Source organism: Vibrio sp. 10N.222.47.A9, assembly GCF_963872585.1.
GTDB lineage: Bacteria > Pseudomonadota > Gammaproteobacteria > Enterobacterales > Vibrionaceae > Vibrio > Vibrio splendidus.
Map to the genome: position 1 here is coordinate 149259 of NZ_CAWNBB010000047.1, position 14367 is coordinate 163625.

Genomic DNA, 14367 nt, shown 5'->3' on the forward strand with positions numbered 1-14367 from the left:
TAGGTTATCACTCACTTAATGGCGAGTAATTGCAATCAAGACTTGCAGTTAAAGCCCCGAAGAAGTAACGTTGCGGCGTTTTTCACATTAAAAAGGTAACGGCATTGATCTCCACAGCAAATATCACCCAACAATTCGGCGCTAAGCCACTTTTCGAAAATATTTCAGTTAAGTTCGGCGAAGGCAACCGCTACGGTTTAATCGGCGCGAATGGCTGTGGTAAATCGACGTTCATGAAGATCCTTTCTGGTGAACTTGAGCCAAGTGCAGGTAACGTAAGCTACGATCCAAATGAGCGCGTTGCTAAGCTAAACCAAGACCAGTTTGCTTATGAAGAATTCACGGTAATCGACACGGTTATCATGGGTCACAAAGAGCTTTGGGCGATTAAGCAAGAGCGTGACCGTATTTACTCTTTGCCTGAAATGAGCGAAGAAGACGGCATGAAAGTGGCTGATCTTGAAGTTCAGTTCGCTGAAATGGACGGTTACATGGCAGAAGCGAAAGCAGGTGAGCTTCTTCTTGCGGTAGGTATTGAAGAATCACTGCACTTCGGTCTAATGAGCGAAGTGGCACCGGGTTGGAAACTTCGTGTTCTGTTGTCTCAAGTACTGTTTGCAGACCCGCATATCATGCTTCTTGACGAACCAACGAACAACCTGGACATGGACACCATCAAGTGGTTGGAAGATACGCTAAACCAACGTAACTGCACAATGATCATCATTTCGCATGACCGTCACTTCCTAAACTCAGTTTGTACACACATGGCTGACCTTGATTACGGCGCACTTCGTCTGTTCCCTGGCAACTACGATGAGTACATGACAGCAGCGACACAAGCTCGTGAACGTCTACTTTCTGATAACGCGAAGAAGAAAGCACAAATTGCTGAACTTCAAACGTTCGTTTCTCGTTTCTCTGCTAACGCATCTAAAGCGAAACAAGCGACATCTCGTGCTAAACAGATCGACAAGATTCAACTAGATGAAGTAAAAGCGTCTAGCCGTCAAAACCCATTCATCCGTTTCGAACAGTCTAAAGAGCTATTCCGTAACGCGCTTGTGGTTGAAAACCTATCTCAAGGTTTTGAAGAAGACCTATACAACAAGTTCGATGCGATTTTCGAAGTAGGTGAGCGTGTTGCTATCATCGGCGAGAACGGTGTGGGTAAAACAACACTACTTAACACACTAGCGGGTGCCCTAGAAGCGCGTACTGGTGAATATAAGTGGTCTGAAAACTCAAACATCGGTTACTACGCTCAAGATCACGCACATGATTTTGAAGAAGATCTAAACCTGTTTGATTGGATGAGCCAATGGCGTCAAGAAGGCGAAGACGAGCAAGTTGTTCGTAGCTTCCTAGGTCGTATGCTGTTTGGCCAAGACGACATCAAAAAGTCGGTAAAGGTTATCTCTGGTGGTGAGCAAGGTCGTATGCTTCTTGGCAAGATCATGATGCACAAGCCAAACATCCTGCTAATGGATGAACCAACAAACCACATGGATATGGAATCTATCGAAGCGCTTAACTTGGCTCTTGAGAACTACAAAGGCACATTGTTCTTCGTATCTCACGACCGTGTATTCGTAGACTCTCTAGCGACTCGTGTTCTTGAAATCAAAGACGGCAAGATCAACGACTTCCGCGGTACTTACGCTGAGTTCTTGAAAGCACGCGCTTAGCACGCATTAAACATGAATACGTAATACAACGTTAGTACGTATCCCTGATTAAAAAGGCCTCTATCTTTATGAATAAGATAGAGGCCTTTTGTTTTTCATATCAGTTTTTTATATCAGTCTCTTTGTATTAAAAAACGTCGAGTGGTTGGTCGCAAATACCTTTACTCATCAATACTTACACTGCTCATTAATACTTAAACTGCGCCACAATCTTCTCAAGCTTCACACTCACGTTCGATACTTGTTCACTACAACGAACTGACCCTGAAACCACGGTATGAGTATCACTGGCTAAATGAGCGATATCGGTAATGTTCCGATCGATGTCCGCTGAAACCATGGATTGCTCTTCAGACGCCGTGGCAATCTGGCTGTTTAAGTCGAACATCTCGCCAACCTGAAAGTGTATCCCTTCAATCGCATTTACCACATCTTTGGTTTGGTGTTTAACTAAGCCCGTTTGTTCTAGGCTTACCGACATCTTAGCGACCGTTTTTGCTATTCCAGACGTTAGGCCATGAATGGTCGATTCAATTTGATGGGTTGAATCGTTAGTCATTAGCGAAAGTTCTCTCACTTCAGAGGCCACGACTGCAAACCCGCGACCATGGTCACCAGCACGCGCAGCTTCTATCGCTGCATTTAGCGCGAGTAGGTTAGTTTGTTCCGCTATACCTTGAATCGTAGTAACGACTTGATTGATTTCGCGACTCTGATCTTCGAGCTGAACAATTAGGCTTTGAGACTCTGCAATATTCTCGGCCAACACATTAATGCTGTCATTGGTTGCGTGGGTTTCTTGCAGCGCCTGATGTGCATTGTCTTTAATCTTCTCAGCGTTCATCGCTGCGTTTTCTATGTTCGCCGTCACTTCATTACTGGTCATCACCAGCTCATTAACTGCCGTCGCTACTGATTCAGATTGTTGCTTCTGCTTTTCAGCATTACTCATACTTTTGATTGCCGCTTCTTCAGAGCTACACGAACTATCGGTCAACACCGTCATCACGCCGGATAGCTCTTTGATGTTACCGTGCAGTTTATTGATGAAGGTATCGAACGAGTGAGCAAGTTGTGCGAGTTCGTCATTGCCTTTGGCATTCATGCGAATGGTTAAGTCACCATCTCCACTGGCGATTGATTCCATCATCACGTTTATCGCTTTGATTCGCGCAAGTATGTTGCGACCAATGAACACCAACAATAAAGAGAGCAGAGCGACGATGGCGGCACCAAATAGATGCAATGTATTTTTGGTATGTGTACTCGCCGCTGTGATGGCTTGGCTTATCTCGGTTTGTACCGTTTCAATAGCTTGTTCTGTTTTGTGGACGTTGCTACGTAAGGCGCCTCTAAGACCGAGTTCTGCCGACAAGCCTAAATTGGTGTTAGCCAGAAGAAGCGTTTCAACCGCAGCTTTGTAATCCGAATAGGCTTGCTCTGTCGCAACCGAAGTTTGAGAGTAGGGTTCAAACTCTTTAAGAGCACTCGCTAACGCCATATGTGTTTGGTCATTAATATGAGCGAGATAGTGGAAGTCTTTTTCAATCAACTCTAACAGCGCAAGCTCTAAAGCCAAACTCGATTCAGATTCGATCGCTGATTTTAACGCGGTTCTTTTGCCATCTAACACAGCGACAAAACCTAAAGGTGCGGTCGTACGTTCAATGTTATTTACTTGTTCGACGATTTGGTGAAACTGTTTTTGATATTGATGAAGAGTGTCCGAAATCCTTGTCATTTGGTCAGACAGGTGCAGCTCGTGCGAGGTGAGAGTCTGGTTCAACGTCACCAATCTTTGATTCAATGTGTCGGCGGTTATATCGAAACGTTCTGCGTATTTTTGATCGTGGCGAGACAAGAAATCTTTCTCGTGTCGCCTGAGCGTTAGCAAGTCAACTGAACTCCTGAGGTTTTCAGTCGCAGCACGTTCCAAGGATTCAAGCTTGTCTAAGCTAAACTGTTCGTAAATGGCGTATATGAAGACTGAAACAAACAGGGTGAGGTTGATTAGAATAAATTTACTGCGTATTGAAAGAGACAGCGAACGACGCTGAGGTTCCGACGGATTACTCATGGTTAATTCCCTTTAAGCCAGTGACGTTGATATTCATATTTATTTTGTAATTAACAGAAATATTTAAATGATTAATATGTAACTAATAGCCTATCAGGTTGTTAAAGCAAGATTCGTTTACGACTAAGGTCGAGGGAGCCGTTATTTATCTACAAGCGAAAATCAGTGGGCACCGTTGATAGAAACCTCCAAGCTATATAGCTTACTAGGCATATCTTGAAATAAACTTTGAACAAATAAAAAATGCCGCTCATCAAGGTTATGAGCGGCATTGTTGTTTAGCTATATCGTTCGCCTAAAATCAGCTTTAATTAGGCATGAACAGGGCTTTTGAATCTAGCTTTCAGACGAAGCTTGTTCGCCTTTTACATCGAATTCAATCTTCTCTGCGCCAGTGAACACTTGGAATCGCAGGCCTTTAGCGCGAGCAATGGTCGTGATACCAAATTGCTGAGCCAAGTCTAAGCCCATTTGCGTTACGCCAGAGCGTGATAGCAGAACAGGAATACCCATCTGCGCTACTTTGATGACCATTTCCGAGGTAAGGCGACCTGTGGTGTAGAAAATCTTGTCTGTGCCGTCTTCTTTGTTAAGCCACATCTCACCGGCCAAAGTATCAACCGCGTTATGTCGGCCAACATCTTCAACAAACGATAGAACCTTGTCGTCTTTGCAAACAGCGCAACCATGTACAGCGCCAGCTTTCTTGTACGTGTCGTTGTAATGAGTCAGTGCTTCTAAAGCCGTGTAAATTTCAGATTGCTTAATTTTGGTCTGAGGCACTTGGTAACCTTCCAACTGCTTCATCACGTTACCAAACATGGTGCCCTGACCACAGCCAGAGGTCACCGTCTTCTTCTTAAGCGCTTGCTCAAGTTGGCTCGTATCTTCATTGGTAATGACCGCAGCAGAGCTGGTTTCCCAATCGATGATGATAGATTCAACCGCTTCAGGGTCAGAAAGGAAGCTTTGGTTCTTCAAATACCCCAAGACTAAAGATTCAGGGCGCGAGCCGAGCGTCATCAGGGTTACGATCTCTTTCCAGTTCAACATAACGGTAAGAGGGCGTTCACAAGCGATCTGTTTGGTTAGCTTCTCACCATATTCATCAAACACTTCAACTTCGATTGTTTGAAGTGGGTTTTCGCTAGTTTTTATTATGTTTGGTTTTACCACAGTCACGTCCTACTTAATGAGATAGCGATTTTAAGAGATAAGAAGTTAACAAGAGGGTCTAACGCCGATCTTGTTCATCGATTCTTTAACTCATGCTTAAAGCAAATCTTATTCCAAAATAACGGGTATTAAGGAAAACATGAAGCATTCGATTAAAATAGCGCAAAATATGAGAGTTCACCGAGTGGAGTTGTCTGAAATAACCAGTATCGACTAACGTTATAGTGACAACTTGATAACGAACGCTATAGATACGCTCTTGCAGTTAATCCGTATTGGCGTGTTTATTGCTTTATAGGATGTATATGATTGCGCACAGTACAAAATGTCCTAAGTGCATTCAGACCAAAGAAAATCAATTGGGTGAAGTATGTCTGAGATAAAAGAATTCAAAGAACAATATGAAAAAACAGAAGCAGCTTGGCCAATCGGTGTCCAAAGAATAGAAAAAGAGATCAAAACAGGTATCTGGGTAACGACTCAATGGGAATTGAGGGGGTTTGAACTGTCGCCAGAAGACGATGCCCAAGACGTTTGTTTACTCCAATTACATAAAGACGAGCGTACAGACTATCGTTTCAACCTAAGCTCTCAGCAACCTAAGCTTTTCTTAGTGATGGATAATGTCGATTCTGGTGTTAAGCCCGTCATTCAGTTACTTACAGCATCACAAACCGTTGCAGGGCAATACATGGACGGTGACAACCAAGTCCTTTCATACGACATTCCTTTGCCCGTACAGGCTTGGATGGAAGCATTCATCGGCCGTCATGGTGAGTTGCTAGAAGCAAGACGTAAGAAACGTAAAGGTGCGGGTCGATCAAATGGCAACTAACTTTTTCAGCCGCTGGTCTCAGAGAAAGCTTGATGAATCCACTGACGAACCTTTGGAAGCACAACAAACGCTTGAGGAAACTGAGCTTACTTCCTCAGAGGCTTCGATTGCTGCTTCATCTATAGACGTAGAAGCATCGGAGTCATTAGACCGTGAGGCTTTAGAAAATGAGTCTCCAGAAACCAATGAAGAAGTTCATGCTTCTGACGTTCAAGATCCCGCACCAGAAGCCACTGAAGACTTGTCTGTTGCTCAATTATTGGTATCAGAAGCTTCAGAAAGCGTAAAAAAAGCCGCATTGCGTAAACTATTCCTCTCAGAAGAATTCAATGTTCGTGATGGTTTAGATGATTACGACGACGATTACAGTAATTTGAAGTCTCTTTCTGAAGGGGTTGCGGAAACCCTGCGTGATTGGGTTAAAGATAAAACGGAAGAAGAAACCACACCAGAAGAAGAGCAAGTCATTGATAATAAGACTGAAGATGAAGTTTTAGAACATTCTGAAAGCGATCTTGAGGTATCTGATAATGAACTTGAAACTTCAGAAAGTGCCGAAATAACCGAACAAAAAAAACAACTGTATAAAAACACAGTACCAGATAAAAGCGCTACAACATCAGACGAAGATGACCTGAAAGAGATGGGACAAAATATACCACACAAAGAATAGGTACATTTTGACTAAATACTCAATGAACCGCTTGAGACAAAATGTCCCAAGCGGTTTTTTTATACGCACAATAAACGCTATAAAATATTAAATTACTGATATATAAGGTTTATTAAATTGGCATGGCATTTGCTAAATAACGTTTATTATCAACTTTTTTGTAGATAGACGAATTCATAGTCTGACGAGCGGGACACTGGCTAAAGGGTTAGTTGTTAACGGATTACTCAGCAAGTTCTCTATCGCTTACTACAATGAAGGTTGAACAGATTATCCATGTCCAAAGATGGAACTGAGCAATGCTTAAACAATTATTAGAACAAGCAACTTCAAATAACGCTAAAGCAAGACTGTATGCATTTGAAAATACAGTTGAGTTAACAAATCTGATTCCACCTACTGTTAGCTACGAAAGCGGCGGTAATACTCTTATTATTGGTCCAACTGCGATCATTGAAAGTGCTGCGGCTCAATTACCTCAATTGACGAGCTTAACCTTATTGTCGACAGACGGCGAAAAGGGCAAAAACCCAGAACTGTACTTCGCGAATTCGGTTCAAGTATCCGGTTTCCTTGGCACGTTTGAAGTTGTGATTGAGAGTAAAGGCACATCAAGCAACTTGGCGAAAATCGCGATTAATCACGATTGTTTCGATGTTGTTCTAGACCTATGTCTGAATAGCTGCATGACAGAAGAAGTGCCTGTACCGGGTTATTACCCAGTGGGCCGAGGCTATCCAAAACTGGCCGAAGCACTGGAAGAGATTCCAACGCTAATGGGTACATTTGATAAGCCTAAATTCTTCCGTTTAGACACTGACCTTTGTGCACACAGTTCTCGTGGCGTAAAAGGCTGCGAACGTTGTGTTGATGCTTGTCCTGCTGGCGCACTATCAAGTGAAGGCTCAGACAAAACAGGTCACAAGATCGAGATTAACCCTTATCTATGTCAAGGCGTTGGAACTTGTGCAACAAGCTGTCCTACAGAAGCGATTACCTATGCGCTTCCAAACCCTGACGATACTCAAAAGTTCATTGAACGTACGCTAGCTAACTATGAACATGCGGGCGGTCTGGATCCAATCGTACTTATCTGTAGCTCTCGTCATGAAACTTACAATGTGATGGCGCTAAAAGCACTGCCAGATAACGTGATTCCAATAGTGGTTGAAGAACTGCCTTCTATTGGTATTGATACTTGGTTTGCAGCGCTAGTGAATGGGGCGACTCAGGTTCTGTTTGCTGCTTCTCGTTTTATGCCAGAGACGATCATTCGTGTTCTGAATAACGAAGTAGGGATTGCTCAAGAGCTACTAGACCAAATCGGTGTTCCAAAAGAAACCATCGATATCCTGTATTTAGAGTCTCTACGTGAAGGGCCTCCAACACTGTGCGTTGATTCTTTCGACCTTGCACTTGGCGATCTTCAAGGCAACAAACGTCAACGTCTATTCACTGCACTCGATGCTATGTCTTCATCTCGCATTCCTGTCGAGAATATCGTTGAACTTCCTTCGAATGCACCATACGGCACGGTTTCGTGTGAAAGCAAAGATTGTACGTTATGCATGAGTTGTGTGGCGGTTTGTCCTACACGTGCTCTTCATACCGACGGTGCTTCTCCATCACTTAAGTTTGTAGAACAAGACTGTATTCAATGTGGTCTGTGTGAAAAGGCATGTCCTGAGAATGTTCTCACTCTGACACCTCGTATTAATTGGGTGAAAGAAGAACGTCAACAAGCGGTTGTGATTCATGAAGAGAAAGCGGCGGAATGTTTACGTTGCCATAAGCCATTCGCTCCACAGTCTATGATTGACATGTTACAGAACAAGTTACGCGGTCACTCTCATTTTTCAGATGAAACTGCGATTAATCGTATTGCGATGTGTGAAGACTGTCGTGTAGTGGACATGTTCGACTCAATGGCTCAAGACCCATTGAATCAATTGAAATACTAGGAGTTGGCCTTGGATACTAATTTGGATCAGGCACAAGAGCCTGAGCTCGCAAAAGAATTAAAGCAAGAACAGACACTAAGAACTGAAATCTATTTGGTTCTTTCTGCATTGTTCCGTAGCGCACCTTCTGAAGAGGTCATTGATTTCCTAAAGACGTTAGACATTGAAGCGTCTGAGAGTGCAATGCAAAAAGCTTGGATTGCCATTCAACAAGCGGCAACGGAATCAAATCGCGAAGCGTTAGAAGACGAATACCAAGATCTGTTCATTGGCATTGGCCGTGGAGAGATAGTTCCATTTGGTTCTTGGCATAGAACTGGCGCCATGATGGAAAAACCATTAGCAGAGATTCGTCATGACCTAGAGCTTTTAGGCATTGAGCGTGATGATCAAGTGAAAGAGCCAGAAGATCATATTGCTGCATTGTGTGAAGTAATGGCAATGCTAACCGGTGAAGAAGAAGCGCTTCAACAAGCCGTTTTCAATAAGCATCTTGGCCCTTGGTTTAACTCTTTTACGCGTCAGCTTGAAAGTGCAGAAAGTGCGAACTTCTACAAATCGGCAGCTCAGCTGTGTGAAGCATTCCTAACGTTAGAGCAAGTGCGTTTTAGCGTTAATACAAAAAGCAGTAAACATAAATTAAAGATTGATGTGAAAAACGTCACTGATTACGAGTAATCGAGCAGTACGCGATTATATCGATAGAGGGGCATTAAGCCTCCAAAAAGATCTACCGCAAGGTAAGGAAGCAATGATGAAAGATAATAAAGAAATAAACACAAGCCGTAGGGACTTACTCAAAGGCTTAACAACTGCAGCCGTAGCGGGTGCCGTTGTCGCTGGAACAACGAAGGTGGCAACTGCTTCAGAAACGGTTGAAATGCCGAAAGAAGACATGAAGAAGACGGGCTATCGTGAAACGCAACACATTCGCGATTACTACGACACGCTTTAGGAGATAACGGATGAAACTTGTCAAACGCTCCGATAGTGTGAGCAAAGAAACCAATCAACTGGGTGTGTCTCGACGTGCCTTCATGAAAAACACCTCTCTAGCGGCTGGTGGTGCGGTAGTAGGCGCTGGTCTATTCGCTCCGGGTATGATGAAAAAGGCGCAAGCTAAGTCAGTCGACCCTGAAGCGAAAACAGAAGTGAAACGTACTATCTGTTCTCACTGTTCTGTAGGTTGTGGTATTTACGCTGAAGTTCAAAACGGTGTTTGGACAGGTCAAGAGCCTGCATTCGATCACCCATTCAACGCTGGTGGACACTGTGCGAAAGGCGCAGCTCTGCGTGAGCACGGCCACGGTGAGCGTCGCCTTAAGTACCCAATGAAATTGGAAGGCGGTAAGTGGAAGAAGCTTTCTTGGGAACAAGCGATTGAAGAGATCGGTAATAAAGCGCTAGAACTTCGTAAAGAGTCTGGTCCTGATTCCGTTTACTTCCTAGGTAGTGCGAAACACAGTAACGAGCAAGCTTACGCATTCCGTAAGATGGCGTCGCTTTGGGGTACCAACAACGTTGACCACCAAGCGCGTATTTGTCACTCAACCACAGTAGCCGGTGTTGCAAACACTTGGGGTTACGGCGCGATGACAAACTCGTTCAATGACATGCATAACTGTAAGTCGATGCTGTTCATTGGTTCGAACCCTGCAGAAGCTCACCCGGTTGCGATGCAACACATCCTAATCGCGAAAGAGAAGAACAACTGTAAGATCGTTGTTGCGGATCCTCGTCGTACGCGTACTGCTGCGAAATCTGATCACTATGTTTCTCTACGCCCGGGGTCAGACGTTGCGTTTATCTGGGGTCTGCTATGGCATGTCTTTGCTAACAAGTGGGAAGACCAAGAATTCATCCGCCAACGTGTATTCGGCATGGACGAGATCCGTGAAGAAGTTGCGAAGTGGAACCCAGCAGAAGTTGAGCGTGTAACAGGCGTTAGCGAAGACGACGTTTACCACACAGCAAAACTGCTTTCAGAGAACCGTCCGGGTTGTATCGTTTGGTGTATGGGTGGTACTCAACATACTACGGGTAACAACAACACACGTGCTTACTGTGTCCTTGAGCTTGCGCTCGGTAACATCGGTAAATCAGGTGGCGGTGCAAACATTTTCCGTGGTCACGATAACGTACAAGGCGCAACTGACCTTGGCGTACTATCAGACACGTTACCGGGTTACTACGGCTTGTCTGAAGGTTCGTGGCGCCATTGGTCTAAAGTTTGGGATATCGACTTTGACTGGGTTAAAGGACGTTTCGACGACAACGCATACGGTGGTCAAAAACCAATGAACAGTGCAGGTATTCCTGTCTCTCGTTGGGTTGATGGCGTGCTTGAAGACAAAGACAAGATTCGTCAACGCGAAAACATCCGCGCCATGTTCTACTGGGGTCACGCGGTGAACTCTCAGACTCGTGGTCCAGAGATGAAGAAGGCGATGCAGAAGCTGGATATGATGGTTATCGTTGACCCGTACCCAACAGTCGCGGCAGTAATGAACGATCGTACTGATGGCGTTTACTTGCTTCCAGCAACCACTCAATTTGAAACCTACGGCAGTGTAACGGCATCAAACCGTTCTCTACAGTGGCGTGACAAGGTTGTTGATCCTCTGTTCGAATCAAAGCCTGACCACGAAATTATGTACCTTCTTTCTAAGAAGCTTGGTTTCTCTGATCAGCTGTTCAAAAACATCCGTGTTGAGAACAACCAACCATTGATTGAAGACATCACTCGTGAATTCAACAAAGGTATGTGGACGATCGGCTATACCGGTCAAAGCCCAGAGCGTTTGAAAGAACACCAACAAAACTGGCACACGTTCCACAAAACAACGCTTGCTGCAGAAGGCGGCCCAGCGAATGGCGAGACTTACGGTCTGCCTTGGCCATGTTGGGGCAACCCAGAAATGAAACACCCAGGTACACATATCCTTTACGATACGTCTAAACCAGTTGCTGAGGGCGGCGGTAACTTCCGTACTCGTTTCGGTGTCGAATTTGAAGGTCAAAGCCTATTGGCTGAAGACAGCTACTCAAAAGGCAGCGAAATCAAAGATGGTTACCCAGAGTTCAGTGACAAACTGCTGAAACAACTGGGTTGGTGGGACGACCTAACAGCAGAAGAAAAAGCCTCTGCTGAAGGTAAAAACTGGAAAACCGACGTTTCTGGTGGCATCCAACGTGTTGCTATCAAGCATGGTTGTATTCCGTTTGGTAATGCGAAAGCGCGTGCGATTGTTTGGACATTCCCAGACAGAGTGCCACTGCACCGTGAGCCACTTTACACACCACGTCGTGACCTAGTAGCTGATTACCCAACGTGGGATGACAAAGAAGCGATTTTCCGTGTTCCTACGTTGTACAAGTCAATTCAAGACCAAGATAAGTCTGGTGAATACCCGATTATTCTTACGTCTGGTCGTCTGGTTGAGTACGAGGGTGGTGGTGAAGAAACACGTTCTAATCCTTGGCTAGCAGAACTACAACAAGAGATGTTTGTTGAAGTGAACCCTAAAGATGCAAACGACATTGGCTTTAAAGATGGTGATGATGTTTGGGTTGAGGGTGCAGAGAAAGGCCGTATCAAGGTGAAAGCGATGGTTACTCGTCGTGTTAAACCGGGTTTGGCGTTCTTGCCGTTCCACTTCGGTGGTAAGTTTGAAGGCGAAGATTTGCGTTCTAAATACCCTGAAGGCACTGATCCTTACGTTATTGGCGAAGCAGCCAATACAGCAACCACATATGGTTACGACCCTGTCACGTTGATGCAGGAAACGAAAGTAACCCTTTGTAATATTCGTAAAGCGTAAGGAGTCTTAAAATGGCTAGAATGAAATTTCTTTGTGACACCAAACGTTGTATCGAATGTAACGGTTGTGTCACTGCATGTAAGAATGAAAATGATGATGCTCTGGAATGGGGTATTCAACGTCGCCGCGTTGTCACACTGAACGATGGTGAACCGGGTGAAAACTCTATCTCTGTAGCATGTATGCACTGTACTGATGCGCCATGTATGGCAGTTTGTCCTGCAGACTGTTTTGAACATACAGAAGACGGCATCGTACTTCACAATAAAGATCTATGTATCGGTTGTGGTTACTGCTTGTTTGCTTGTCCGTTTGGCGCACCTCAATTCCCTAAACAGGAAGCCTTTGGTGAGCGCGGTAAGATGGACAAATGTACCTTCTGTGCTGGCGGCCCTGAAACAGAGCCAGGTTCTGTGGAAGAACGTCAGAAGTACGGTGCGAACCGTATTGCTGAAGGCAAGCTACCAATGTGTGCTTCTTTATGTTCGACCAAAGCACTACTAGCGGGTGATGCAGAGAAAGTCTCTGATGTATTCCGTCAGCGTGTTGTTGAACGTGGTGCGAAGGGTGCAGGCTGGACAGACGGCAATGACCTTTCTTACGATGCGATGAAGAGCTAGTTAGGAGAGACATATGCTTACAATGTTTAAGCGTCTCTTCCTTGTTGTGCTGCCAATGTTGGCAGCACTAACAATGCTGTCTCCTTTGAGTCATGCATCTGAGACGAACTCATCACAAACTCAATCGAGCTCTGCTGAAAGAGAAATCACACAACTTGCCGGCGCTGATTTTTGGCGACAAGTAAGAAACGGTGAAGAAGGTTACACCACATCTCAATCGGCTGAGCACGGTGTGTTGATCAGTACCCCAGGTCAAACGTGGTACATATTGAAAGAGAAGTGGATGTCACCAGCCGGTGCTGTCGCTATCTTTGGCAGTATTGCTTTCGTTACTCTAATGTACGTTGTGATTGGCCCATTAATGCTGAGTGCACCAAGAACGGGCCGTAAGATCAAACGTTGGTCGCGACTGGACCGCGCACTGCACTGGAGCATGGCGTTTACCTTCTTAACACTGGCGTTCAGTGGTTTGATGTTGGTTTACGGTAAACACTTCTTGAAACCTTATATCCCAACCGATTTATGGGGCTTCATCGTTCTATTGGCGAAGCAATACCACAACTACATCGGCCCGATTTTCTATGTGCTGTTGATGGCTGTACTTATCAAGTGGTGGCGCAAGTCGATCTTTAAAATGGTTGATCTCCAGTGGTTCATCAAACTAGGTGGTATGGTCGGGAAACATAAAGGTTCTCATCCATCTGCAGAGTTTTCTAACGCGGGTGAGAAAGCGCTATTCTGGCTATTGATTGTTATGGGTAGTGTCGCTGCGATCAGTGGCTTGGTTTTAGACTTCCCAATCTTCGGCCAAACCCGTCGTGATATGGAGCTTTCAAACCTAGTCCATATGTTGGCTGCTCTGATCCTTATCTGTGGCTTTGTGTTCCACATCTACATCGGCTTGTTCGGTATGGAAGGTGCACTTGAGGGTATGGTAACAGGCGAAGTTGATGAAACTTGGGCTAAAGAGCACCATGACCTTTGGTACAAAGAAGTGATGGAACAAGAGAAAAACGGCGCTGAACAAAGCGCAAACTCAGCAACAGAGAAAACAGAAGGGGTGAATAAGAATGAACAAACCTCATAAAGGTATTTGGGTCGCTTACATCCTAAGCTGCTTTACACCCTTTACTTGTCTTCTCTCTGGTGTGGTCGCGATTATCTACGCAGGCTATCGTTTAGATAAAGGGGAAGACGGCGAAGTAGTGGATACGCATTATTACGGCTTGATTCGCTCTTTCTTCTTGAACCTGACGTTCTTTGTTGTGCTTATCGTCACGGTAGCGACCTCTAATGGCGTGTTGATCGGTGTGAACGATTACTGGTATCAAAACCATATTATCGATGACATCGCTTACTACATCCCATACGTAGGCATGTTGTTTGGTGGTGTCGCGATTGTGGTTTGGTTTATTCGTATGTATCAAGGCATGCAGCGCTTAAGTCAAAACCTACCGCAAAGCCCGACAACAGGACCAAACCTGTAGTGAGTATCAGACGAACTAGATAACAAATT

12 protein-coding genes are annotated in these 14367 nt (G+C 44.8%); 10 read left to right on the top strand and 2 right to left on the bottom strand.

The window, feature by feature from the left end:
* Positions 1-104 precede the first annotated feature (104 nt).
* Positions 105-1688, top strand: coding sequence for an ABC-F family ATPase (locus AACT19_RS15385; RefSeq protein WP_017077249.1), 1584 nt, complete (start codon positions 105-107; stop codon positions 1686-1688).
* Between the two features lie 187 nt (positions 1689-1875).
* Here the strand turns inward: AACT19_RS15385 and AACT19_RS15390 are convergent, their stop codons facing one another.
* Both AACT19_RS15390 and fdhD read right to left on the bottom strand, forming a co-directional pair.
* Complete coding sequence (locus AACT19_RS15390; RefSeq protein ID WP_076647122.1) at positions 1876-3765, bottom strand: methyl-accepting chemotaxis protein; 1890 nt, start codon at positions 3763-3765, stop codon at positions 1876-1878.
* 336 nt (positions 3766-4101) lie between these two features.
* Complete coding sequence (gene fdhD, locus AACT19_RS15395) at positions 4102-4941, bottom strand: formate dehydrogenase accessory sulfurtransferase FdhD (protein ID WP_017094052.1); 840 nt, start codon at positions 4939-4941, stop codon at positions 4102-4104.
* Positions 4942-5311: 370 nt separating this feature from the next.
* On the opposite strand from fdhD, the gene AACT19_RS15400 reads away from it, so the two are divergent.
* From AACT19_RS15400 to AACT19_RS15440, 9 genes are all read left to right on the top strand, one after another.
* Entirely contained in the window at positions 5312-5776 is a 465-nt protein-coding gene (locus AACT19_RS15400; protein ID WP_076647124.1) for a DUF3305 domain-containing protein, read from the top strand.
* Positions 5766-6449, top strand: coding sequence for a DUF3306 domain-containing protein (locus tag AACT19_RS15405; RefSeq protein WP_076647126.1), 684 nt, complete (start codon positions 5766-5768; stop codon positions 6447-6449). Before AACT19_RS15400 ends, AACT19_RS15405 begins: the two co-directional genes overlap by 11 nt.
* A 299-nt stretch (positions 6450-6748) precedes the next feature.
* The gene (locus tag AACT19_RS15410; protein WP_076647128.1) at positions 6749-8410 is read left to right on the top strand and encodes a 4Fe-4S dicluster domain-containing protein; all 1662 of its coding nucleotides are present in this window, start codon (positions 6749-6751) and stop codon (positions 8408-8410) included.
* A 9-nt stretch (positions 8411-8419) separates the two neighbouring features.
* Positions 8420-9088 carry a TorD/DmsD family molecular chaperone gene (locus AACT19_RS15415; protein WP_004733730.1) on the top strand — a complete coding sequence of 223 codons (669 nt, stop codon included), beginning with the start codon at positions 8420-8422 and terminating at the stop codon, positions 9086-9088.
* Between the two features lie 76 nt (positions 9089-9164).
* A complete protein-coding gene (locus tag AACT19_RS15420) occupies positions 9165-9365 on the top strand; it encodes a twin-arginine translocation signal domain-containing protein (protein WP_004733728.1) in 201 nt (66 codons plus the stop codon).
* 10 nt (positions 9366-9375) lie between these two features.
* Entirely contained in the window at positions 9376-12231 is a 2856-nt protein-coding gene (locus AACT19_RS15425) for a formate dehydrogenase subunit alpha (protein WP_076647130.1), read from the top strand.
* 11 nt (positions 12232-12242) lie between these two features.
* Positions 12243-12851 (top strand): formate dehydrogenase FDH3 subunit beta, encoded by a 609-nt coding sequence (gene fdh3B / locus AACT19_RS15430; RefSeq protein ID WP_004733723.1) that lies wholly within the window; start codon positions 12243-12245, stop codon positions 12849-12851.
* A gap of 13 nt (positions 12852-12864) precedes the next feature.
* Complete coding sequence (locus tag AACT19_RS15435) at positions 12865-13938, top strand: formate dehydrogenase subunit gamma (RefSeq protein ID WP_076647132.1); 1074 nt, start codon at positions 12865-12867, stop codon at positions 13936-13938.
* Positions 13922-14338 (top strand): hypothetical protein, encoded by a 417-nt coding sequence (locus tag AACT19_RS15440; RefSeq protein ID WP_017077240.1) that lies wholly within the window; start codon positions 13922-13924, stop codon positions 14336-14338. Before AACT19_RS15435 ends, AACT19_RS15440 begins: the two co-directional genes overlap by 17 nt.
* Positions 14339-14367: the final 29 nt, after the last annotated feature.

Bases quoted from the DNA above. Each gene is read 5' to 3' on its own strand.
- AACT19_RS15390 (WP_076647122.1), bottom strand. From the start codon at position 3,765: ATGAGTAATCCGTCGGAACCTCAGCGTCGTTCGCTGTCTCTTTCAATA.
- AACT19_RS15400 (WP_076647124.1), top strand. From the start codon at position 5,312: ATGTCTGAGATAAAAGAATTCAAAGAACAATATGAAAAAACAGAAGCA.
- AACT19_RS15405 (WP_076647126.1), top strand. From the start codon at position 5,766: ATGGCAACTAACTTTTTCAGCCGCTGGTCTCAGAGAAAGCTTGATGAA.
- AACT19_RS15410 (WP_076647128.1), top strand. From the start codon at position 6,749: ATGCTTAAACAATTATTAGAACAAGCAACTTCAAATAACGCTAAAGCA.
- AACT19_RS15420 (WP_004733728.1), top strand. From the start codon at position 9,165: ATGAAAGATAATAAAGAAATAAACACAAGCCGTAGGGACTTACTCAAA.
- AACT19_RS15425 (WP_076647130.1), top strand. From the start codon at position 9,376: ATGAAACTTGTCAAACGCTCCGATAGTGTGAGCAAAGAAACCAATCAA.
- fdh3B (WP_004733723.1), top strand. From the start codon at position 12,243: ATGGCTAGAATGAAATTTCTTTGTGACACCAAACGTTGTATCGAATGT.
- AACT19_RS15435 (WP_076647132.1), top strand. From the start codon at position 12,865: ATGCTTACAATGTTTAAGCGTCTCTTCCTTGTTGTGCTGCCAATGTTG.
- AACT19_RS15440 (WP_017077240.1), top strand. From the start codon at position 13,922: ATGAACAAACCTCATAAAGGTATTTGGGTCGCTTACATCCTAAGCTGC.